Raw genomic sequence first — 22,318 nt, 5'->3', positions numbered from 1 at the left:
CTGCTCAAATGCAGTAATAACGCTACTAAGTTGCTCTGGATTTGACATAATTAAGTCCTGATGGATGAGTTACCCGTATTAAATCAGAACAAAAAATGGAAGTTGAGCTACGCTGCCGTAAGCTCACCATAAGTTGTTGGATAATAGCAATATCAATGCTGTGAGATCTTAAATGCGTATTAAACCAATGCCTTAAACTGTACAAAACAATATCACTACCATACTCATTAGTATCTTCAAAACCTAAGTCTCGTTTAATGATTTGATAAAATCTTGTTAGACTCTTACTTGTTGTATCAGGGAATAACCGCTCTTTACAACCTTTTACATATTCCAAGAACCCAAAACTCATGAGGTCAGCATGCAAAGGGACTTGCCTAATAGCAGATTCAGTTTTCAATGCTCTATTGCCTTTATTATCAACCATTATATAGTGAATACCTTTACTCTTTTTTATACAACTTTTGCTAAGTTGCATTACTTCCGTATTTCTCATACCCGTATAAGCCATTAACAACACCCCCCACTTTTTATAAGCTTCTGTCTCAGGTTGCGATAAACAATATTTAATCATTTCATCACGTTGGTCATCAGAGAAAGCCCCTCTTTTCGCAGATTTTCCAATTTCAAAGAACATATTTTCAGTAGGTGACGTTACAACAACCCTCTTAAACATTATAAATTTAAATAGACTTTGCAATAGTTTTTTATACTCTCGTAGCGTCTTAGGCTTAATAATATTATCCGCCTCTGTTTCTCCATCGCGTGCAATTTCTACCCTCTCACATATAGACATATTATTATAAGGTTTTTTGTTGCCTACTGGCATATCCCTCAACACTGTAAAAGCTTCATCAAGTATACGCCCGTTAATATCTGTAACAGGTATGTCCTCTATTACAGCGACAAGAGCCTCAAAAAGTCGTGTATTATTTTTCTCTACTTTTCCAGACCAAGGATTCTCTTTGTGAGATCTTTTCATTTCAATAAACCTATCAATCCACTCAGATAAAAGGTTTACATTTACAGGCTCTTCTTTCTTTACAGGTATCATATTTTGATTTGTACAGGGGTTACTTTCGTTTAACTTATCAGAATATTGTTGTAACCTACTAAGTGTAGTTTCAGCCTCTTCATACTCAAACACCCCAATCTCTTTATACGCCTTTCTAGCATGGTGATATACATATTCCAAAGCCCTTTTAGCATTAGAATAAAAAGGGTCATATTCTTCAATACCAATCATCGACAGGTGTTTGTCTATCTCATAAAAACCAGTACCACCTGATAGGACAGATGCACTATGCTCTTGTTCTGTTTCACTAAACATCTCGGGCATTTCTAATTCAACATCACCAACACTACCCCCTTCATCTTCTGCTATATCTTCAGCAATCCAATCGAGTGTGGATTTATAATCACTTTTGGCATCCATAGTTCGTGGGCTTGTTGGATATAGCAATATTTGTGCATGCTCTTTTATTTTCATAGTCAGCACTGCAACAAGAGCATTAATTTTTTCTTGCAAGGGTGGCGTATACATAAATTGACCTAGTGATTTCAGATTAAATAAAATAGGTGTGATGTGAGCAATAATTAATCGTGCCTGTATTCTACTGTCAATCCCTAAACTAATTCTGACATTTGTATGAGAGCCGACGCGGAAGTTAAGATAATAAACATTACCTTTTATAATTGTGTGTTTTACTTTTGAAGTGTACATATTTGTGTGCAACCTTGTGTGAAAGTTACAACACAACAAAGTTAACGCTGAGGTCACAAATCCCTAACCCCTTGAAAAACAAGGGGAAGGAAATTATAAAGAGTTAGCCGATAAGCCGGGTTCTGTCGTGAATCGTCATTCGTCTAGGCCTGCAATCGCTCACAGGCTCAAGCAACCTACCCGCTTCCAGTATGGGCCATACCTCAGGAAGCCTATTTGGTCTTGCTTCGGGTGGAGTTTACCTTGCACTAACGATTACCCGCTAGCCGGTGCGCTCTTACCGCACCCTTTCACCCTTACCGTTCTACTACAATGAAACATTATAATAGACTTAGGCGGTTTCCTCTCTGCTGCACTTGTCGTTAGCTCGCGCTACCCAGGCGTTACCTGGCACCCTGCCCTGTTGAAGCCCGGACTTTCCTCCCCTCTTATCCCGAAAGATAAAAGCGGCGACGATCTAGCCAACTCCGTGGCGGATTATACGGGATGGTTCGTTACAAATACAAGCCTAATCAGTTACAAATTCTCTAAGCCCCATTTGTAGAGCTCATTTTTTTGTCGATCATGTATTTGTGCGGTTAGTGCAGCGGCTTTTTTAAGTGGTAGCTGCTCTTTTAATAGTGCCAAGGTATTTAACGCCACTTGTGGGATGCTATCTTCATCTTTTTGCGCCCCAGCGACCATCAAGACAAATTCACCACGGCAATGGTTGCTGTCTTGATTTAAAAACACCAACATCTCTTCAGCAGGTAATGAATAAAATGACTCAAAGGTTTTAGTTAGCTCGCGTGCAATAACGAGCTTTCGTTCGGCTCCTAAGATCGCAATCACTTGTTTGATGGTATCTTGAATACGGCGCGGTGATTCATAAAAAATCATCGTACGTGTCTCTTCAATCAAGGCCTTTAATTTATCCTGCTTGCCTTTTTCTTTAGCGGGCAAAAAGCCTTCAAATGAAAATCGGTCAGTAGGCAGACCTGCAGCACTTAATGCAGTAATAACAGCCGAAGGCCCTGGGATAGGTACGATATCAACCCCGGCCTCACGGCATTCGTTCACTAAATGATAACCAGGATCACTAATTAAAGGGGTACCCGCATCGGAAATTAATGCCACAGAGAGTCCTGCTTTTATTTTATCGATTAGTACTTTCCCTCGCTCACGTTCATTATGATCATGCAGCGGGAATAATGGTTTTTTTATTTGATAGTGACTTAATAACTTACCGCTGTGACGAGTATCTTCAGCTGCAACGAGATCAACCTGCTGCAAGGTTTCGATAGCGCGGTAGGTAATATCACTGAAATTTCCGATTGGCGTAGCAACAATATAAAGTTTTGCGGGAAGTTGAGATGAAACTTGGTCATTTTCAGACATTTGTCGCCCTAATAAAAGAATAGATAAGTGAATAAGATTGTTTAACTGATGCGGCAATATTACACTAAGGCTATCTTGATACCTACTTCGAAAATTTACTTGCGCATTAAAGGATAATATTTTGAACGTTTTTACCGCTACAAAACGATTTTCTCATTACTTAATAATGCTATTAACCTTAGCTATTTTATCGGCTTGTAGTCTCAGCCCAACGTCACCTAATGATATTCCACCCAAGCTTTTTTCTAAATTAAGTAATGACTCGGCATTTTATCTGAAAAAAGATGAGCTAGAAGGGAGCAAAAGTAATTCGGCATGGCAATTTATTGCAGTACAGGCCTTGATTGCAGAAAAGAAATTTACCTTAGCAAATTCTATTATCGAGTATCTACAAGCAGAAAAGCTTTCTCCGGCTGAACAGGCATCGTTAAATTTGTTAATTGCAGACAATTTATATGCACAAAACAAACTAAAAGAGATGCAGCAAGTACTGAATAAACTCGATAAAAAACAGCTTTCTAAACTTGGCTTTATCTACTCGCTAAAACTGCAAGCGCAGTTACAGGTAGCGAATGAGGATCATTTAGGGGCATCAGAGAACTTACTTATATTAACACCGCTATTAAATAAAGAAGAAATACAACAATATAACGATCTTCTATTAACACAACTAGCACTACTACCTATTGATGTTTTAAATCAGTATCAAATCGCATCGGATCTTGCCGAGCAACTAACAGCGCCAGACGACGAACTTACAGATACGCTACCGACAACAGAAATAGCTATCGAAAGTGATTCCTTTAAAGAGGGCTGGTATGAACTGGCTAGCTTATACAAACGTTACCAGTTACGTTCAAATCAATTAATTCGTGCGTTAGCAGACTGGGAAAAGCGTTACCCAACGCACCCCGTGTTAGCCTTTATGCCAACGCAATTAACTAATATTCCGGAATTAAGTCCTTATCAACCGGAAAACATAGCCATTTTGCTACCACTTTCAGGCCGCTTTGAACAGCAAGGAGAAGCCATTCAGTACGGGTTATTACATGCTTTTTACACACAGCGCCAAGCAAGTCAAATAGCAAACGACGAGGCACTTAACCGTCCACTACCAAAATTACATTTTTATGATACGCAAACACAAAGTGTAGAGCAGATAGTAGCGCAATTTAAAGCACAAAATATCGATTTTGTGATTGGTCCATTACTCAAAAATGAAATTGATCTGTTTTTACCTTTAGTTGAAGATATACCTGTTTTAGCTCTTAATAGCTTCATCGAACAGCCAACAGAAGAAATCACGCTCAGCAGCAAAATACCATGGCATTATGCGTTTCCACTTTCACCCGAAGAAGAAGCGAAACAAGCCGCACAACTGATCGCCTCACAACAGCATAAAAAACCGTTAGTGATAGCAGAAAACTCTGCGTATGGAGAACGCATAGCGGATGCGTTTAAACAGCAGTGGAGCGCATTAAACAGCGCCAGCGAAATACAAGCCGAGGCGTATTTTTTCAATAACAAAGCACAACTACCGCAGTTTATTGAGCAGTTACTACAAACCGATAAAAGTAAAAATCGAATTGCACAAATGAAAGCTATCACTTATCTTCCGTTAGAATCGGAGGTGCGTAGTCGTCGGGATATTGATGCTATCTATATCGTCAGCAAGCGTGATGAACTGATCCTACTCAAACCGTTTATTGATGTGTCAATTAGTCCCTTTGCTTCCGCTATGCCGCTTTATGCCAGCTCACGCAGTCACCTTTTAGATCTCAATGGCAGACAAAATGAGGAGCTTGCTAACCTGACTTTCTCTGATAGCCCCTTTTTATTAGCGCCTGACGATAAAACCTTTAAAGAAGTTGAACAGGCGTGGGGCAAACAGCCGTTACCAATATTACGGCTATTTGCCCTTGGCTTTGATAGTTACCAACTAATTGAGCAGTTAATGCAGTTGCAAAATAATGACAATTACACCTACCAAGGTTTAGTGGGTCAACTGAGTTTAGATTCGAGCAATACAATTCAAGCTAAGCTAAGCTGGGCAAAATATCAGCAAGGGAAACGTGTTGAAGTTGCCTCGCCTATTCCAGCCCAGTAAATCTCAAGGGGTAAAATCTGAGAAACAAGCCCTTGCTTATTTACAAGGGCAGGGTTTATCTTTAGTTTGCCAGAACTATTATTGCCGTTTTGGTGAAATTGACTTGATTATGTTAGATCAAGAAACGCTGGTTTTTATTGAAGTACGCTATCGAAAGAATAGTGAATTTGGTGGCGCATTGGCCTCCATCACAAAACGTAAACAAGGTAAAATAATAAAAACAGCAAAACACTATTTAACCCAATTTGAAAGTGAACCCTATTGTCGTTTTGACGCAATTGCCATTGATCAGCAGTCTACAATCCCAGAATGGATTCAAAACGCTTTTCTAGAATAAGATGAAGATACATAATGATAAACGCTAAAATTCAAGCTCATTTTGCAGAAAGTATTCAAACAAAAATAGTTGCTGCAGAAGCCTTGCCAGAAGTCATTGAAAGCGCAGCTATTGCACTCTCAAACACCTTAATTCGAGGTAATAAGATTCTCGTCTGTGGTAATGGTGGCGCGGCAGCGCTGGCACAAATCTTTTCTTCTCATCTTCTTAATAAGTATGAAAAAGAGCGCCCTTCGCTTCCTGCAATTGCAATCACAGCCGATTCGGCCCTGCTCTCTGCGATTGCAAGTGATAGCAACTTTGATGAAATTTATGCCAAACAAATTTCAGCCCTTGCACAAAGTGGTGATGTACTGATGGTGATAAGCCATGGTGGTAACAGCCGTAATATGATTAAAGCGGTGGAAACAGCACTGAGTAAATCGATTCAAATTATCGCACTAAACGGTGTTGATGGTGGTGAATTAGCTGGACTATTGGGCTCTGATGATATAGAAATACGTGCACCGAGTGATAAAGGATCTCGTATTGAAGAGATCCATTTACTGGTGATTAACTGCTTAAGCGATCTCATTGATCAACAACTTTTCCCTCAACATTAAGCGAATTTATGAAAAAATTTACAGTTACACTATTTTTTATCTCTGTTTTTTCACTACTGCAAGGTTGTGCTGGCGGTTTAATTGTTGTTGCCGGTACCGCTGTCGCGGTCACTAGTGATGAGCGAACACTTTCTCAGCAATTAGATGACAGTGCGTTATCAACAGCAGCGTTAGATAAAATCAACGAACTCAATATCCGCAATGAAAACATTCGCATCAACTTAATCAGTAATAGTGGTTATTTGCTAGTCGTTGGTCAAGTAACCGATCAGCAAACGAAAGATCAAGTTGAACAGCAGTTAAAGACTCTTAAACAAGCGAAAGGGGTGTATAACCAGTTACGCATCGCCAAGCCAATCGGCTTTTCCCAGCAGAGCAAGGACAGTTGGATAACCACCAAAGTAAAAAGTCAATTAACCGGACATGAAGAAGTGAATTCATTGAAGATCAAAGTGATCACTGAAAATGCCGAAGTATTTTTAATTGGGATAGTCAGCGAAGAGATGGCCAATAATGCCACCAATATCACCCGTAAAGTAGACGGGGTAAAGCAAGTCAACCGTGTTTTTCAATTGATTAAATAAATAACCTCTGCGAGAGGGAGAGTAAATCTCTCGCTCTCAGCAAAAAATAGGAGGCGTGTAGTTTCCCCAAAAGAGAGACCTTTGGGGGTTAAATATACGTCTACATATAGTTAACTTTAAGCGGCTTATTATCTAAATCTAAGCTGCTATACAATGCCATCATATCGGCCCCTACCCCTTCTGCAATATCAGGTTGCGGTGCATCCTTTAGCGGCTCTGCCGTCAAGCGATGTTGAGATAAAAAGGATAAGTTATCAATTATTTCACTCGCTATATCGCCAGCTTCATTGCGCGATAATAACGCCTCATTAGATAAGAGCTGTTTCAAACGAATACTGGTAAAATCTTGATGTTGCAAATCATGATTTAAACTGGCCGCTTGCTGTGCCGATATTCCTGCATTAACCAAAGGCTGTGGATCCGCTAAAAATAACGAGGCACGTAACTGCGCTTGTTGTAATTGCGACTGACTTTGCTCTGGCAGACTAAATTGTGCAAAATCACGTGCATCTTCAGATAACAAACTAAGCAACAGATTAAATTTATCACGCGCGCCATTATGCACAGCGGTATTTAACTGCTGCCCTAATTGCCACTCGTTAATTAATAATCCATTTTCAATCTGTTTCATATTTATACGATTTTCGCCATTTAGTGTACATAACCAAAGTTATCGGCAACAAATTGATTTTATTTAATCTTTTTTCTTTTTTTCGCTTCACAAGGGAGAAAAATCTGATACTATTCTCCGCGAAATGAAGGAGGGGTTCCCGAGTGGCCAAAGGGAGCAGATTGTAAATCTGCCGCGTAAGCTTCGGTGGTTCGAATCCACCTCCCTCCACCATTTCATCAACTTATTTATTTATATATTGTTCTTGCTATCTAAATAGCAGCAACTCTCATATCTCAGATATTATCATCAGTTTATTATTTTATTCCTTAGCCGCTTCATCTACACTCTCAAATAAGATGCTTATATTAGAGTTCTGAAATTAACTATGTTTAGCTACAAGAATAAAAAAATCTTAATTGTTGATGACCAAAAAGCATTTCATATAATGTTAAAAACCATGCTCACTAATCAGGGGGCTAAAAACATCAGTTTTGCAGATAGCGCAGAAAGTGCTATCCGACTTGCGCAGCACAAAGCATTCGATATTTACCTTATTGATTACAATCTAGGCTCAGGTAAAAATGGGGTTCAGCTCATTGATTACCTGCGCAGGAATGAGCTTATTTCAAACAGTTCCTTGTGTTTTATTATCACCGGTGACAATCAAAAAAGTATGGTGCTAACGGCCATTGAAACATCGCCAGATGACTATTTAATGAAGCCTTTTTCACAAACTCAACTTTTTAATCGCCTCAGTAGAGCGGATCAAAAGAAAAACGTATTCGCCGATATTTTTGATGCCCTGCAACAAAAATCCTATTCTCATGCAATCACTTTATGCCAAGATAGAATAATCACAGAGCCTAAATATAGTGGTTTATGTAAAAATTTATTAGCAGATATATTTATCCAAACTGAGCAATACCAAGCGGCACAGAAAATATTAACGGCACTGGTTAAAAAACGTCCATTAGTAAGAGCAAGCATCAGTTTAGCTAAAACCCACTACTTACAAGAAAACTACTCCGAGGCGATTAAGCTTTTAAAAACAGTGATTGATAATACGCCCTTGCAGATGGAGGCCTACCAATGGCTAGCTCGCGCTTATCAACGCAGTGGTAAATTGAGTAAGGCCTTAAATATGCTTACTCATGCAGCCAATATGACTCACCATAGTATTGAACGCCATCAAGAGGTTGCGTTACTGGCCAATGAGATGGATGAGCATCAAATAATGGTCAGTAGCTATGCCGCTATTTTACAGCTTAGCCGACATTCCTTTTATCCTGACCCCAGCCATCTCGCCAATTATATCCACAGCATTCTTGATCATGCACAGAATCAAGAAGATATAAGTGAGCGGAAAACAATCTTGAAAAAAGTGAACTCAGCGCTATATCAAAGCCGCTTTGAAGAAGGTCGAAATAAGCATTTTGACTTCAACCGTTTTGATGAAATTTGCCAAGCAAAAATAGCGATGGCTATGGATGAACCGTTAAAAGCAAAACGAAAAATTTTCAGCACCTTAGAAAATAGTGAAATTCCTATTGCAGAACTTGATAACACACTTTTGTGCGAGAGCATTTTTTCATTACTAGATATTGGTGAATTTGATTATGCAACGCCCTATTTGGATGAGTTAAAGCAGCGTGAGATTATTAATCCCAGCATGCAAGCATCCATTAAAAAATGCACCGGAGAAAAGTTAACAATACGTATAGAACGTTTTAAAGCGCATAATCAATCCGGCATTGAAGCCTTTGCACAAAAAGAATATGAGCATGCGCTTAACCATTTTAATCAAGCATTAAAACTCGAAGCGCTCAATTCAGGGGCATTACTTAACCGTATTCAGGTTTATATTGAATTATTAAAACAAGCCAAAAATGACCAAAAAAGCGTGTTATTAACAAACTGCCAAGACAGTTTTAATCTGCTCAGTAATACCCACTTACCAAAAGGGCATACTGAACGTTATAATAAACTTAAGAATGAATTCAATGAGTTCAAATATTGAACATGAACACACTACCCTTTCAGTTCAGCCAACTTAAGTTTAATGCGCTTTTCTGAAATCGGATAAGCGGTACCGAGTTGCTGTGCAAATAATGACACCCGTAACTCTTCCATCATCCAATAAACTTCAGCGAGCTGAGCATTCTCTTTTTCATTACTCATCATTGTATTACATAATGCTGCATAACGACTTTCCAGTTCATTAAGGGCAAGGGTATGCACTCGATCTTGAGTTGGATTGACAGGTAACTTTTCTAAGCGTTTTTCTAACGCTGCGAGATAACGTTTGAGATCAGGTAATTTAGACTCCCCGACTTGGCAAGCAAAACCAGGAAAGATCAAACGGTTTAGCTGCGATTTGATATCGCCATGCGCTAGCAATAAAGAGAGATCCACCTTGCCCTTAAGCAACTTATTGACAGAGTGAGCAAGGGTTAACACCTCTTCAACCAATTGTGTAATGATTAAGGTTCGCTCAGCCAGATTGGCACGTACTTTGTCTTTTTGTTGCTCAAATTCAATATCATTTTGTGCACTAGGTTGGCCGTCTAAAATAGCGTCAACAGCACAGGCGATACAATCGTCGATGAGCTCTTTAATTTGCCCAAAGGGATTAAAATAGAGCCCTAATTTGGCTTTGTTGGGCAGACTCTGCTGCAGATATTTAATCGGCGAAGGTACATTTAAGAGCAGTAAACGGCGCAAACCCGCTTGATTAATACGTGCCGCTTTCTCCTGCGTATCAAACAGTTCAATAGCCACACTTTTGCTTTTATCAACTAAGGCAGGGAATGCTTTGACTTCATAACCGCCATGGTTTTTACTAAACGCGCGCGGTAAATGACCAAAATCCCACTCCACAAGATCGCTTTTTTCAATGCCCTGTTTAGAGACTTTAGCCAACGTCTGCTTTACTTCGCCTTTTAACTGCAGCTGTAACAGATTCAGATCCGTACCCAGCGCGATACTTTTTCCTTGCTCATCAATAACATTAAATTTCATTTTCAAGTGCGTCGGCAAGGCGTCAATATCCCATGCATCTTCGGGGACTCTCACCCCTGTCATTCTTAATAACTGTTTTTCAAATGCCGCTAGTAAAGATGTTTTTAATGGATCCATGGCAGCTAAAGCGGCCTCTGCATAATTGGGAGCAGGGACAAAATTACGACGCACTGGTTTAGGCAGGGTTTTAATCAAGGCAATTAATAACTCCTCACGCAACGCAGGTATCTGCCAGTCGAATCCACTGCCTTGTATCTGATTAAGCAGCGCCAGTGGCAAGTCTACGGTCACTCCATCTTGTTTGCTACCGGGTTCAAAGGCATAACTAAGTTTAAGCTTAAACGGCCCCTGCTGCCAAAAATCGGGATGAGCCATTGCTGTTACTACATCTGCGTCATGACTCATTAAATCTGAGCGTCGATAATTGAGTAGATCGGGCTGTATTTTGCGCTGCTTATTCCACCAGCTATCAAACTGCTGACCACTTGCTACATTTTCTGGGATCAGTTGATCGTAAAAATAAAAGAGGGTTTCATCGTCGACTAAAATATCGCGACGACGGGATTTATGTTCCAATTCTTCAATATCATTTAATAATGCCTGATTATCTTTAAAGAACTGATGACGAGTTATAAATTCCCCTTCCACTAGCGCATGGCGAATGAACAGCTCGCGACATAATGGCGGATCAATATGCGTATAGGTGACATTACGTTTGACAACGACAGGCAGGCCATACAAAGTCTGATTCTCAAAAGCACCAACCACAGCCGTTTTTTTCTGCCAATGTGGCTCGCTATAACTGCGTTTAATAAGATGCTGCGCCTGTGCTTCCACCCATTCCGGTTGAATACGCGCGGCAACACGGCCAAACAGTTTAGAGGTTTCCACGAGCTCAGCAACCATGGTCCATTTAGGCTGTTTTTTAAATAAACCCGATCCTGGGAATATAAAGAACTTACTATTACGCGCCCCTAAATACTCTTCTTTATCTTTACAACCAATATGCGATAACAGCCCTGCTAACAAGGCTTGATGAATAGCATCAAACTCAGAAGCCTGGTGATTGATTTTAAGGCCTAATTCATCGGTAACCTGTTTAATCTGAGCGTAAATATCTTGCCATTCACGCACACGCATATAGGCCAAAAAATCTTTTTGGCACATTTTTCTAAAGTGGCTACTGGAGAGATCATTACGCTGCTCTTTAAGATAATTCCAAAGATTAAGATAGCTTATAAAGTCAGAGTTTTTATCTAAAAATCGACGATGTTTTTCATCAGAAGCTTGCTGCTTATCAAGCGGACGTTCACGTGGGTCCTGAATACTTAATGCCGCGCAGATAACCATCACTTCATGCACACAGCCAAACTGACTAGCCGCTAAAATCATGCAGGCCAAACGCGGATCAACGGGCAATTTCGCCAATTGTTTGCCTAATGGCGTGAGTTTTTGACGAGTACTTTTAGCATTGAGGTTAACCGCACCTAATTCTTCTAACAACAACAAACCATCTTTAATATTACGATCTTCAGGCGGCTGCACAAAGGGGAATTTATTTAACTCGCCCAATCCGAGTGATAACATCTGCAGGATAACCGAAGATAAATTAGTACGCAGGATCTCAGGATCAGTAAACTCAGGGCGAGATTGTAGATCATCTTGATCATATAAGCGGATACACACCCCGTCACTGACACGACCACAACGTCCCATGCGCTGATTGGCACTGGCTTGAGAGATAGGCTCAATCGGTAAGCGTTGCACTTTGGTACGGAAACTGTAGCGGCTTATACGCACCGTCCCCGTATCAATTACATATTTAATACCCGGGATAGTCAGTGAGGTTTCCGCCACATTGGTCGCTAAGACAATACGCAAGCCACGATGCGACTGAAAAATACGATTTTGTTCTGCAACACTTAAACGCGCAAACAGAGGTAACACTTCCGTATCTCGCAAGTTACGTCGATTGAGCGCTTCTGCAGTATCGCGAATTTCCCGTTCGCCATTCATAAAGATAAGAATATCGCCTCGACCTAAGCGCTGCAGTTCATCGACCGCATTAAATATCCCTTCTATTTGATCACCGCCCGCGTATTCTTCCAATGGACGATACAGCGTTTCAACGGGAAAAGTACGTCCGGAGACTTCAATAATGGGCGCTTTTTTCCCATGACGATCGCAAAAATGGGTAGCAAAACGTTCCGGATCGATAGTAGCCGAGGTAATAATGACTTTTAAGTCAGGACGACGTGGCAATAATTGTTTAAGGTAACCTAATAAGAAATCGATATTGAGGCTACGTTCATGGGCTTCATCAATAATAATGGTATCGTACTGACTTAAAAAACGATCGTTTTGAATTTCTGCTAATAAAATACCATCGGTCATAAGCTTAATATAAGACTGTTCGCTGACTTTATCCGTAAAACGGACCCGATAGCCAACTGTTTCGCCGAGCTCTGAATTTAACTCTTCGGCAATCCTTGTCGCAACGGTGCGCGCCGCTAACCGCCTTGGTTGTGTATGACCGATCAGCCCACTGACACCACGACCTAACTCTAAACAAATTTTAGGGATCTGCGTGGTTTTGCCGGATCCTGTTTCACCGGCAATAATAACCACTTGGTTATCGCGAATCGCTTCCGCTATTTCATCTTTTTTCTGACTGACCGGTAGATCGGGATAACTGATTTCCGGTAAGTTATCCAAACGGCGTTTACGTAAATCGGCAGAAGCTTGAATATCGCAGGCAATTTTAGTTAAGCTCAGATCTACCTTTTCGGGCGTACTTTGCTTTAGTGCGCCATCAATACGGCGCGCTAAACGGAATTGGTCTTTATATAAAACATGAGCAAGATGTTTTTTTAGAGTAGAAGCGGAAATGGACAAAAGCGATACCTGCAAAAATCAAAAAAACGATCCTAACAAGGCAAACCCCAAAAAGACAGAAGCAGTTCATATTAAAATCAATCAATACCTAAATATTTATGTAGCTGTACAGATAAACGCCAATTGCGCTCAATACACACGCGACTGCACAGTTGCGTTGCATAGGCCTTTTGTGAGATAGGCTGCAGACAGATAGTTTTATTTTCCAGTGAGTTTAGCTGCGCCAACAATGCATCTAATTGTTCAATGTCTTTTTCTCTTGCAACCGGATGCTTGATCTCGTTGGCGCGTTCAAGTGCGCTTTGTAAAATCACTTTGCCGCCACGCATTTCAACTTTAGGCGACAGCGTTACCCAGCTTTTATCATCCACTAAAACAGGATAGGTTCCGCTGGTTTCAATTTGAGTTTGAAATCCAAGAGAGTGCAACAGAGAAGTCAGTTCGCGCAGATCGACCATACACGGCTCACCGCCAGTGATAACTACCAGATTCGCGCTATAACGCAAACGTTTAATTTCATCTACAATCTCAGCGGCGCTAACCTCTGCCCAGTGGCTGGATTGATCGCTATGATCTGAAAGCGCACGCAACGGACTCTGTTTATCAGGATCAATAGTCCACGTATTTTTAGTATCACACCAAGCACAACCTACATCACAGCCTTGCAGACGGATAAAAATGGCGGGTACGCCCGTATAAAATCCTTCTCCTTGAATAGTCTGAAACAGCTCATTTACTTTATAGTTTTGTTGCATTGGCGTATTATACTCTTTGGTAATGGACTTCGGTTTATAAGTGAATAGAGTAGGAAACACAAGTATTATGAGTAAAAAAGTCGTTGTTATATATTCAGGTGGAATGGACTCTTACACAGTTCTGCATAAAGCCTTAGAAGAAGGTTTAATACCTTATGCATTAACATTTGATTATGGACAGCGTCATATCAAAGAGATAGACGTCGCACGCAGCGTTTGCAAATCACTCGGTGTTAATCATAAGGTCATTGATATTTCTGCTATTAATCAATTAATTGGCGGCTCCTCGTTAACCGATAATTCAATTGAAGTAGCACTAGGTCATTACCATAACGAGAATATGAAATCGACTATGGTGCCTAACCGTAATATGATTTTATTATCCTTAGCGATTGGTTATGCAGTTTCAATCAAAGCTGAAAAAGTGTATTACGGTGCCCATTCCGGTGATCACGAGATTTACCCCGATTGTCGCCCTATTTTCGTTGAAAAACTCAACGCAGTCGCTGCTGTGGCGAATTATGAAAAAACCGAAATCGTTTCACCTTATTTACACACAAATAAAATCGGTATTCTAAAAGATGGCATTAGAATGGGGCTGGATTACAGCCAAACTTGGACCTGTTACAACGGCCGTGAAAAAGCCTGTGGTGAATGTGGTTCATGTGTTGAACGCTTGGAAGCCTTTGCGGAAAATGGTGTCGTTGACCCTATTCCTTACGAAGATTGATTTTTAATTTTCATCGACTTTATGAAGCGCTAATTATTTAAATAGTTATCGCTTCTTAAAGTCGATGAAAAGAAATGAGGAATATAAGAAAAAAAGTCGCCCCACCCTACCTTTATTTATAAGGCTAGCAATTCAGCAGACATATTACTTTATCTAAATAAGTGATAGCCTTATAACAGTTCAATTAACAATCTATTTTAATTTTATCTATATGGAGTAATACCCATGGCGAAATGGTTAAACGCAAAAATAGTGAAGCGCACCGATTGGAATGATCACTTATTCAGCCTGTCTTTTGAGTGTGCAGATTTTCCCGATTTTAAAGCTGGGCAATTTACTAAAGTCGGTATAGAGCAAAATGGGCAAATTATATCGCGGCCTTATTCGCTGGTGAATCCCCCACTGGCTAATCATTTAGAAATAATCGCCGTACCGGTACAAGAAGGTCTTCTTTCTACTCAATTACATCAGCTAAACCACGGTGATAATATTAAAGTGATGGCCCCTGCCACTGGTTTTTTAACCCTCGATGAAGTTCCTGCCAGTAACAATCTTTGGTTGCTTGCTACCGGTACTGGAGTCGGCCCATTTATATCCATCTTAGCGGACCCGCTGGTATGGCAGAAATACCAACATATCACCCTCGTTTATGGCGTGCGATATGAGCATGATTTAGCCTATTTACCACTGATTAATAATTGCATGAAGGATAAGGGTAACCAATTTAATTTTGTGCCGGTGGTGAGCCGCGAAAATTCACCGGGGGGACTGAGAGGACGGATTCCTGAGCTACTAGCATCGGGGGTAATTCAGGCCCAAGTTAAACAAAGTTTAAACGCGCAAGACAGCCAAGTGATGTTATGTGGTAACCCGGATATGATCCAAAGCTCGGTTAATGTTTTAACAGCAATGGGGCTACGAAAACATCTGCGCCGTTCACCTGGGAATATTTCTATGGAGCGTTATTGGTAAAATATTCCTTGAAAAAATGCAAAGAAAACATCGAATTAAAAGACCATCAGCGGGACAGCTTGAGCCTGTCCGCTATACGCGCTTCATTAGCTAAATTTTAAAAGCAGAAAAACAAGCAAGAATAAAAAAGCTCATTAACAGAATAGTCAGGCCATGTTTATTAGCACTTTTTTTCTTCGAAACCCAAAACTTCCCCTCACCTGTCGATATTTTTCTAGACTCTAAAATCAGTTTATCAGCTATTGAGCCGGGACAAATAAAACCTTCACGACAAAATATCAAGTGCATTGAATTAGGGGAGATCCCTTTATCCAACATACTAATTGCCATTTTCTTCGCACGAATAAGACCTTCCTCGGTAAAATTTTCAGAATGTTGCAGGCTTAATTTTACTTCTCTATAGATATAACTTTTCATTTTTACAACCGATTCTAATAGCAAATCATCTAATGACTAAAATTGCTATAACGCAAAAGTGAATAACCGCTCCTATGAACTTTTTTGTTAGAAAAAGGGGGGGATAAGAAACAGTTAACTTAATAACGCTTTGTAAGCTTATTTATTTTCTGAATTTTATATGAGCCGAGATCATAAAATCCATTAGAATATTCTTTTTGAGGCAGTTAATGGCATTTAAATCATCACTACCATCAACGCTGTTTGTAATTCAAACATATTTAGAGCAATTAATAAGCACTGCGTTTTTGTATCGCTACGCAATAAAAAATGGGTGTTTTTTGGGGGGATGATATTTTTCAGTGGGAGTTGCACACAGATGCAACTTTATAGAAAGGGCAAGCTATATCCTGATGATACCCAAGACTCAAGATCGAAGACCTGGATAAGACGCAGCATGAGGAATTTTCGAACCCCCTCCCGCTGAACAAACAAACGACTCAACTAATAATCGATCTTTTTACTGCGCATATTTTTGGTCTGTCCATGCTGCGTTTTTTGATCCATACGGCGACGTTGCGAGCCTTTGGTTGGTTTAGTATCACGGCGCGCTTTTTGTACCACCACGGCAGAGAGTATTAACGCTTTTAAACGCGCCAGTGCATCTTCACGATTTTTTTCCTGAGTGCGGTGATTTTGTGCCTTAATAATAATGACCCCGTCGCTGGTGATACGGCTATCCGCTGTTTTTAGCAAGCGCTCTTTATAAAAGGGAGGCAGTGTTGATGCATTGACATCAAAACGCAGGTGAATCGCACTCGACACTTTATTGACGTTCTGTCCACCAGCCCCCTGCGCACGAATTGCACTGAGTTCGATTTGCCAATCGGCAATCTCGACACCGCTTGAAATGGTTAATGCCACATTTAATCCTTTTGTTTATCTAAATTTTCTTTAGCGAGGTAATGATGCTCATAAATTTCAGCTGGCATACTCGCTATTTGATAATTAATCATATGTGAAAAACTATTTAGTAAAGGTTTGAATTTTTCACTGTTATTTTCTAATTGTGAAAGCAGATAATAACCCGCTTCAACGCTTGATAATCCATCGACGCGTGGTGATTTACGAATACGATAGTCGCTTTTCTTATTTATATTAATGGATATCTTCGGCAATGCTTGCAGAAAAGGGTTTATCATTAGTAACTTGTAAGCTTTTTTCCAGCTACCATCGAGTAAGATAAACTGGCTCTTTTGATTGATTTTCCCAGAAGCCAAGAGACTATCGACCGGCATGGCCGATTCATCGGGATACAATAGATAACTATTATTGAGATCAAATAACGAGGCCTCAAACAACTCCCCGACGGTTATTTTTGCCGCAGTTAATGATAAACCGAGAATACGCGCCGTGCCGATCGCTTTTTTTTCTTCACTGGGATCTTGCAATATATGCAAAAAGTGTTGATTATCAATCGATTTAATCGTTGCACAGATGCAAGCAGCTTGTGCTTTTAGGCAGCGCTGACAAACCACTCTTTTTCCCATAAAGCAGACCTTATCCCAAAAGGAAATATATGCGTTCTCTTACTGTCGAAACCGCTGTGATAATATTCATAACACTGGTGATTTACCTATTGCAACCACAAGCGAGTCAATTACTTGGCTATTATCACACAGGTATCAGACAATTTGAACTTTGGCGGCTAATAAGTGCCACTTTCTGCCACACCAATTTTAATCATTTAGCGGTCAATATTGCCGGACTCATCATTACCTTAGGGTTGTTTATTGACACTTTTAAAGGAATTAGAATTTGGCCTATTATTGTCTTTAATAGCCTATTCATTGGTGTGGCGCTGTTTTTATTGCAACCGCAAACAATCTGGTATGTAGGCCTCTCAGGCGTATTACACGGCTTATTTAGTTATGGCATTGCAGCAGATATCCGCAATAAGGATCGCTGGGGATATCTACTCGGGGGCGGTTTTATGGTAAAAATCATACATGAACAAATTTATGGCGCAGCACAAAGTACCATTGATTTGATTGGCGCACCGGTATTGGTAAATGCACACTTATATGGCGCGCTCGCCGGGGTGGTTTTTTATATCGCAAAAATGCAACTAAAAAAACAGCACTTTAGTCTATGAGTTTAAAAACGATTAAAATGAAAAAGACAGCCTAAGCTGTCTTTAAATGGGTGATCCATCGGTGAAAATGAGAGTAAAAACCAAAGAAACTTTCACCCATTTTACCTGCAACAGTCACGCTTTAAAAGCGAACCGTTATCTAATACTTTACTAACCCTGTAGTAAAGATAAGACGTTTTGCGTACTTGCGTTAGCTTGTGCAAGCATAGAGGTACCCGCTTGTTGTAAGATTTGCGCTTTACTCATTTTCGATGTTTCTGCGGCAAAATCGGCATCATAAATACGTGATTTAGCGCCCGATAAGTTTTGTGAAACGTTTTCTAAGTTAGAAATCGTAGAGCCCAAACGGTTTTGAATTGCACCGAGATTGGCACGTGAATCTGATATTTTGTCCAGTGCATCATCGATACGGTCAATCGAGTTACTGGCATTGGCGGCGGTATTAACACTGAGCCCTTTACCGACTGCGCCACTGTTACCACCCATATCGGTGAGGCCGAGTTTTGCAAAGGCAGCTGCTTGATCAGATTGCAAGCTCGCAGTGCTGGTAATAACCACATCGGCACCATTCTCACCCGTTAAGGTGATTTCACCACGGGTTGTAACCCCTGCAGAAGTGTCAACATTAAATGCAGCAGTTCCACCTGTTTTAACCGTTACATCATTACCTGATTGAGAAGTTAACACTAACTTACCTGTTTCTGTGTTTGCCGAGGCAACCACCCCCTGAATACCAGAGCCATTAATGGCGGCAACAACATCATCAAGGCTTGCCGCGGGCGCTGATAATGCAGCGTTACCAGCTGTCATATCGACTGCGGCGCCATTGATGGTAAAATTAGCAGTGCTTTCAGATGCCATATTAGCAATATTGACTGAATATTCAACTATGGTTGTTGCCGATGCTTTTACACCAGATTGGTCTGATATTTCATTAATCGCAAAGGCTTTATCGGCAGCTGATGTGCCGGTTACCGCACCTAATTCAATGCCGTTGATCACAATGCCGTCATTTGCATCAATCGCGTTAGAATCAACACTGCCACCTTTAATCACATCTGAGCCTGTGGATATATTAAACCCCATATTTTGCACATCTGCCGCCGTTGCACCCGAGGTAGAGCCTAAGCCCACTTCAGCAGGAGAACCATCGGCACTGGTTAAGGAAACATATCCTTGATAAGTATCATTAACCAAACCAACTTGTGCACCACCAGCTGCAATTTGAATTGATTTGCCCGTATCATTGCTTAAGACTAGGCCACCTTTGCTATTGAGTGATGCGGTTACGCCACCGACATCGCGGTTAATGGTATCAACAAGATCTTGTGCACTGGCCGTTGCCCCAATAGTGACTGCAGTTCCGCCGTCGACTGCAATTTGCAAGTTACCGTCTGTCGTACCATCAATTCCCGCAGCACCTTCCACAATATTATAAGCTGAGGCAGTCACCCCAGTTAAACCTTGTTGATCATTAATGGCAGTGGCTATAACATCTGCACTGGCAATTGCACCAGCCGTTGCTGCGACCACGTCAATATCCACACCATTTATTGCCACGGTACCAGCAGGGATGGCAGCCGCAGTTCCTGCAACTGCGCCTGCAACACGACCACCATTTAAGTCACCTAAGCCAGAAACAGCATTTAGGTTAAGGTCGGTTGTAGTGACCGCATCAATAGAAAAACTCAGCGTTTCACCTGAATTGGCGCCGATTTGCAGGGTGGTGCTGCCGCCACTGCCATCTAATAAATTCACACCATTAAACTGGGTAACATTGGCAATTCGGTCTAATTCTTCATAAAGTTGGTCAACCTCTTTTTGGATTGACGCTCTGTTTGACGATGAATTAGTATCATTGGATGCTTGAATAGAAAGTTCACGCATACGCTGCAGTATATTGGTCATCTCGTCCATCGCACCCTCTGCAGTTTGCGCCATCGAGATACCATCATTAGAGTTACGTACCGCTTGGTTGATACCACGAATTTGTGATTCCATACCAGTAGCTATCGCCAGACCGGCTGCATCATCTTTTGCACTGTTGATACGCAAGCCGCTGGATAGGCGTTCCATCGCTTCATTTGACGTGAGCTGACTTTTATTTAATTGACGCTGTGCATTTAGCGACATTATATTGGTATTTATCATTTGTGGCATAATTTGCTCCTTTGTTCCTTTTATCCCTTTAGTGGGAAAAATCGGCAATGACTGTTTATTTTGCCGTCAATTTTTACTCTCAACGTTTATAATGCGATTTACATGCCAACTTTCAAAAATTAATATAATCCATTAAATATCAGCAAGTTGAAATCATAATGCGGTTATTCACAGGAGCAGTAAGGTGTTTTTTTTCGTCAAAAAAAATTAGGTAAAAAAAAAGAGGCAATAAATTGCCTCTTTTTTGTCACTTTAAATGGGGAGAAAATAATCTTGCTAGAGTAATTTAAACAGACTTAAGTTTTGCATCTGTACAAAAGTTTGCTGGGTCACTTCTAATAAACTCATTTGCATTTTAAACTCGCTGATTGCCGATGCCATATCCAGATCTTCCATATTTGATAAGGTTTTTTGACTGGTAAGATTAAAATCTTGTGTCGATTCATTCTGATTGTCTATGGTACGCATACGCGCACCGACTGATGTCCTAATACCGGATACATTGGTCATTGCATTGTCAATTTGATGACGGGCCATATCCAGACGCATTTCACGCTGCGCTTTGGAAACATCATCCTCCCCTTGCATGCGTAAGGTATCGATAGTGTCTTGCATCGTGGCAAAAACATCCTTTTTACCACTTTGACGCAAGGTGAAGTTATCTAAATCATCAAGCTTACCTTTCAGTTCCGTTCTGATGCCATTGAATTCAATTGATTGCCCTTCTGTATATAAGGTTGGCTCAATGTATTTACTTAAGCCATATTGATCACCATCACTCGGTATGCCATCAATTTCAACCGAAATGCCATCGATAGTGATTTCTTGCATTTGCGTATTATTTGCATCATAAGTAGTGGGTGATGAGGATTGACCATTAATTTGAATAAAAAACTCGCCCGCCGTGGCTGTTTCCACAAAGTCAATACTGACCTCACTATTGCTTTCTGGATAAGTATTTAACGGATTAACATTGGTAATATTGGCATCGTTTAAATCAATTTTTGAAATTTTAACATTAGCATTGCCAGTCACCGAGGTCTCTTTCAAACCATACACTGAGTATTCAGGAGCGGCACCAGCTGCAGGTGTCGTGACAGAAACGGTATAATCTTCGCTTAAAAAACCATTCGCCTTTTTACTATCAACTACAGATGCTTCATTGATGACACCGGATCCCGTGTTGTTAATGTTGCCCTCAGAAACAAATGTGCCGTTACCTTCGGCAATATCAGTGAAGATCGCATTCCCCGAATCATTGCCCTGTACTAAAACACCCGCGCCAACTTTATAGGATCGATCACCACCGTCACCGTAGTAATCAATAGAGCCAAACTCATTTTGTTGAAAAGGCTTGGTATCGACCTCATAACCAGCAAAAATATACTGGCTATTACCGTCTTTGGTATTCGCAACGCCCATTAGTTCTTCACGTAGTCCTTCTAATTCTTTAGCAATCGCTTCACGGTTTTCAGCATTGTAAGTATCATTACCCGAAGTCACCAGCAACTCACGGGTACGTTGTAATATATTTGTTACCTGAGAAAGAGAGGTTTCTTCCAATGCGTTGGCTGTTTCTGCCATTTCACCATTCTTAATATATTGCGCCCCAACAGAAAGATCCTGTTTTAATCGCTGAATGGTTGAAATAGCAACCGCGTCATCAGATCCATGGATTACCCGTTTTTGAGTAGACAAATGAATATTTTGCTGACTCAATTTTGTTTGTTGGGACATCACACTTTCTGTATTACGCTGATAAAAAACTTGGGTGGAAATGCGCATAGCGACCTCTCTTTTTCTTTTAATGAGTCTATTAACTCAACTAAAGGGATTAATGCAAAAATCATGCCCAATAAAAAAAAAAGAGGGAGCGCACTAACTCAGTTGCCTA

18 protein-coding genes, 1 tRNA gene and 1 other RNA gene are annotated in these 22,318 nt (G+C 40.6%); 9 read left to right on the top strand and 11 right to left on the bottom strand.

The annotated features are described in order from the left end of the window. Positions 1 to 25: 25 nt before the first annotated feature. The 3 genes from KSO91_RS00805 to rsmI all read right to left on the bottom strand — a co-directional run bounded on the left by KSO91_RS00805 (position 26) and on the right by rsmI (position 3,100). Entirely contained in the window at positions 26 to 1,723 is a 1,698-nt protein-coding gene (locus tag KSO91_RS00805; RefSeq protein ID WP_238740347.1) for a tyrosine-type recombinase/integrase, read from the bottom strand. Positions 1,724 to 1,818: 95 nt separating this feature from the next. After that, positions 1,819 to 2,192: RNase P RNA component class A (gene rnpB / locus KSO91_RS00800), an RNA gene on the bottom strand. Positions 2,193 to 2,239: 47 nt separating this feature from the next. Next, complete coding sequence (gene rsmI, locus KSO91_RS00795; RefSeq protein ID WP_238740345.1) at positions 2,240 to 3,100, bottom strand: 16S rRNA (cytidine(1402)-2'-O)-methyltransferase; 861 nt, start codon at positions 3,098 to 3,100, stop codon at positions 2,240 to 2,242. Between the two features lie 121 nt (positions 3,101 to 3,221). On the opposite strand from rsmI, the gene KSO91_RS00790 reads away from it, so the two are divergent. From KSO91_RS00790 to KSO91_RS00775, 4 genes are read left to right on the top strand one after another with little or no spacing between them, the layout of a single operon-like run. Beyond that, on the top strand, positions 3,222 to 5,207 hold the full coding sequence (locus tag KSO91_RS00790) for a penicillin-binding protein activator (RefSeq protein ID WP_238740343.1): 1,986 nt from the start codon (positions 3,222 to 3,224) through the stop codon (positions 5,205 to 5,207). Next, the gene (locus KSO91_RS00785) at positions 5,176 to 5,544 is read left to right on the top strand and encodes a YraN family protein (protein WP_238740341.1); all 369 of its coding nucleotides are present in this window, start codon (positions 5,176 to 5,178) and stop codon (positions 5,542 to 5,544) included. The genes KSO91_RS00790 and KSO91_RS00785 overlap by 32 nt, the downstream gene beginning before the upstream one ends. 14 nt (positions 5,545 to 5,558) lie before the next feature. Beyond that, the gene (locus KSO91_RS00780) at positions 5,559 to 6,146 is read left to right on the top strand and encodes a D-sedoheptulose-7-phosphate isomerase (RefSeq protein WP_238740339.1); all 588 of its coding nucleotides are present in this window, start codon (positions 5,559 to 5,561) and stop codon (positions 6,144 to 6,146) included. 8 nt (positions 6,147 to 6,154) lie between these two features. Then, positions 6,155 to 6,730: a BON domain-containing protein gene (locus tag KSO91_RS00775; RefSeq protein ID WP_238740337.1), complete on the top strand. Its 576-nt coding sequence runs from the start codon at positions 6,155 to 6,157 to the stop codon at positions 6,728 to 6,730. 100 nt (positions 6,731 to 6,830) lie between these two features. On the opposite strand, the gene KSO91_RS00770 is transcribed toward KSO91_RS00775, so the two are convergent. Continuing rightward, positions 6,831 to 7,361, bottom strand: a complete 531-nt coding sequence (locus KSO91_RS00770; protein WP_238740335.1) for a VC2046/SO_2500 family protein — start codon at positions 7,359 to 7,361, stop codon at positions 6,831 to 6,833. Positions 7,362 to 7,490: 129 nt separating this feature from the next. On the opposite strand from KSO91_RS00770, the gene KSO91_RS00765 reads away from it, so the two are divergent. Together KSO91_RS00765 and KSO91_RS00760 are read left to right on the top strand one after the other, a co-directional pair. Then, positions 7,491 to 7,574 (top strand) — tRNA-Tyr (locus KSO91_RS00765). Between the two features lie 154 nt (positions 7,575 to 7,728). Continuing rightward, positions 7,729 to 9,360, top strand: a complete 1,632-nt coding sequence (locus KSO91_RS00760; RefSeq protein WP_275113862.1) for a response regulator — start codon at positions 7,729 to 7,731, stop codon at positions 9,358 to 9,360. A gap of 11 nt (positions 9,361 to 9,371) precedes the next feature. On the opposite strand, the gene hrpA is transcribed toward KSO91_RS00760, so the two are convergent. Further along, positions 9,372 to 13,256: an ATP-dependent RNA helicase HrpA gene (gene hrpA, locus KSO91_RS00755; protein WP_238740331.1), complete on the bottom strand. Its 3,885-nt coding sequence runs from the start codon at positions 13,254 to 13,256 to the stop codon at positions 9,372 to 9,374. Positions 13,257 to 13,333: 77 nt separating this feature from the next. Next, entirely contained in the window at positions 13,334 to 14,011 is a 678-nt protein-coding gene (gene queE, locus KSO91_RS00750) for a 7-carboxy-7-deazaguanine synthase QueE (protein WP_238740329.1), read from the bottom strand. Positions 14,012 to 14,078: 67 nt separating this feature from the next. Between queE and queC the strand changes: the two genes are divergently transcribed. Further along, entirely contained in the window at positions 14,079 to 14,741 is a 663-nt protein-coding gene (gene queC / locus KSO91_RS00745) for a 7-cyano-7-deazaguanine synthase QueC (protein WP_238740327.1), read from the top strand. Between the two features lie 225 nt (positions 14,742 to 14,966). After that, positions 14,967 to 15,713, top strand: coding sequence for a ferredoxin--NADP reductase (locus KSO91_RS00740; RefSeq protein ID WP_238740325.1), 747 nt, complete (start codon positions 14,967 to 14,969; stop codon positions 15,711 to 15,713). A 90-nt stretch (positions 15,714 to 15,803) separates the two neighbouring features. On the opposite strand, the gene KSO91_RS00735 is transcribed toward KSO91_RS00740, so the two are convergent. The 3 genes from KSO91_RS00735 to KSO91_RS00725 form a co-directional block, all read right to left on the bottom strand. Next, positions 15,804 to 16,130, bottom strand: a complete 327-nt coding sequence (locus tag KSO91_RS00735; protein WP_238740323.1) for a hypothetical protein — start codon at positions 16,128 to 16,130, stop codon at positions 15,804 to 15,806. A gap of 483 nt (positions 16,131 to 16,613) precedes the next feature. Next, entirely contained in the window at positions 16,614 to 17,033 is a 420-nt protein-coding gene (gene arfB, locus KSO91_RS00730) for an alternative ribosome rescue aminoacyl-tRNA hydrolase ArfB (protein ID WP_238740321.1), read from the bottom strand. 2 nt (positions 17,034 to 17,035) lie between these two features. Next, positions 17,036 to 17,659: a tRNA-uridine aminocarboxypropyltransferase gene (locus KSO91_RS00725; protein ID WP_238740319.1), complete on the bottom strand. Its 624-nt coding sequence runs from the start codon at positions 17,657 to 17,659 to the stop codon at positions 17,036 to 17,038. A 29-nt stretch (positions 17,660 to 17,688) separates the two neighbouring features. Between KSO91_RS00725 and rrtA the strand changes: the two genes are divergently transcribed. Next, on the top strand, positions 17,689 to 18,264 hold the full coding sequence (rrtA, locus tag KSO91_RS00720; protein ID WP_238740316.1) for a rhombosortase: 576 nt from the start codon (positions 17,689 to 17,691) through the stop codon (positions 18,262 to 18,264). A 150-nt stretch (positions 18,265 to 18,414) separates the two neighbouring features. Here rrtA and KSO91_RS00710 read toward each other — a convergent pair whose 3' ends face one another. Then, positions 18,415 to 20,424, bottom strand: a complete 2,010-nt coding sequence (locus tag KSO91_RS00710) for a flagellin N-terminal helical domain-containing protein (RefSeq protein WP_275113861.1) — start codon at positions 20,422 to 20,424, stop codon at positions 18,415 to 18,417. Between the two features lie 276 nt (positions 20,425 to 20,700). Beyond that, positions 20,701 to 22,209 (bottom strand): flagellar hook-associated protein FlgL, encoded by a 1,509-nt coding sequence (flgL, locus tag KSO91_RS00705; RefSeq protein ID WP_238740314.1) that lies wholly within the window; start codon positions 22,207 to 22,209, stop codon positions 20,701 to 20,703. Positions 22,210 to 22,318: the final 109 nt, after the last annotated feature.

Source organism: Psychromonas antarctica (assembly GCF_022267535.1).
Lineage (GTDB): Bacteria > Pseudomonadota > Gammaproteobacteria > Enterobacterales > Psychromonadaceae > Psychromonas > Psychromonas antarctica.
This window is presented reverse-complemented; position numbering and strand designations above follow the sequence as displayed.

Excerpts from the sequence above, each read along its gene's own strand:
- KSO91_RS00710 (WP_275113861.1), bottom strand. The coding sequence starts at position 20,424 with ATGCCACAAATGATAAATACCAATATAATGTCGCTAAATGCACAGCGT.
- queE (WP_238740329.1), bottom strand. The coding sequence starts at position 14,011 with ATGCAACAAAACTATAAAGTAAATGAGCTGTTTCAGACTATTCAAGGA.
- KSO91_RS00760 (WP_275113862.1), top strand. The coding sequence starts at position 7,729 with ATGTTTAGCTACAAGAATAAAAAAATCTTAATTGTTGATGACCAAAAA.
- KSO91_RS00775 (WP_238740337.1), top strand. The coding sequence starts at position 6,155 with ATGAAAAAATTTACAGTTACACTATTTTTTATCTCTGTTTTTTCACTA.
- KSO91_RS00735 (WP_238740323.1), bottom strand. The coding sequence starts at position 16,130 with ATGAAAAGTTATATCTATAGAGAAGTAAAATTAAGCCTGCAACATTCT.
- KSO91_RS00740 (WP_238740325.1), top strand. The coding sequence starts at position 14,967 with ATGGCGAAATGGTTAAACGCAAAAATAGTGAAGCGCACCGATTGGAAT.
- rrtA (WP_238740316.1), top strand. The coding sequence starts at position 17,689 with ATGCGTTCTCTTACTGTCGAAACCGCTGTGATAATATTCATAACACTG.
- queC (WP_238740327.1), top strand. The coding sequence starts at position 14,079 with ATGAGTAAAAAAGTCGTTGTTATATATTCAGGTGGAATGGACTCTTAC.
- rsmI (WP_238740345.1), bottom strand. The coding sequence starts at position 3,100 with ATGTCTGAAAATGACCAAGTTTCATCTCAACTTCCCGCAAAACTTTAT.
- KSO91_RS00780 (WP_238740339.1), top strand. The coding sequence starts at position 5,559 with ATGATAAACGCTAAAATTCAAGCTCATTTTGCAGAAAGTATTCAAACA.
- flgL (WP_238740314.1), bottom strand. The coding sequence starts at position 22,209 with ATGCGCATTTCCACCCAAGTTTTTTATCAGCGTAATACAGAAAGTGTG.
- KSO91_RS00805 (WP_238740347.1), bottom strand. The coding sequence starts at position 1,723 with ATGTACACTTCAAAAGTAAAACACACAATTATAAAAGGTAATGTTTAT.
- KSO91_RS00770 (WP_238740335.1), bottom strand. The coding sequence starts at position 7,361 with ATGAAACAGATTGAAAATGGATTATTAATTAACGAGTGGCAATTAGGG.
- KSO91_RS00725 (WP_238740319.1), bottom strand. The coding sequence starts at position 17,659 with ATGGGAAAAAGAGTGGTTTGTCAGCGCTGCCTAAAAGCACAAGCTGCT.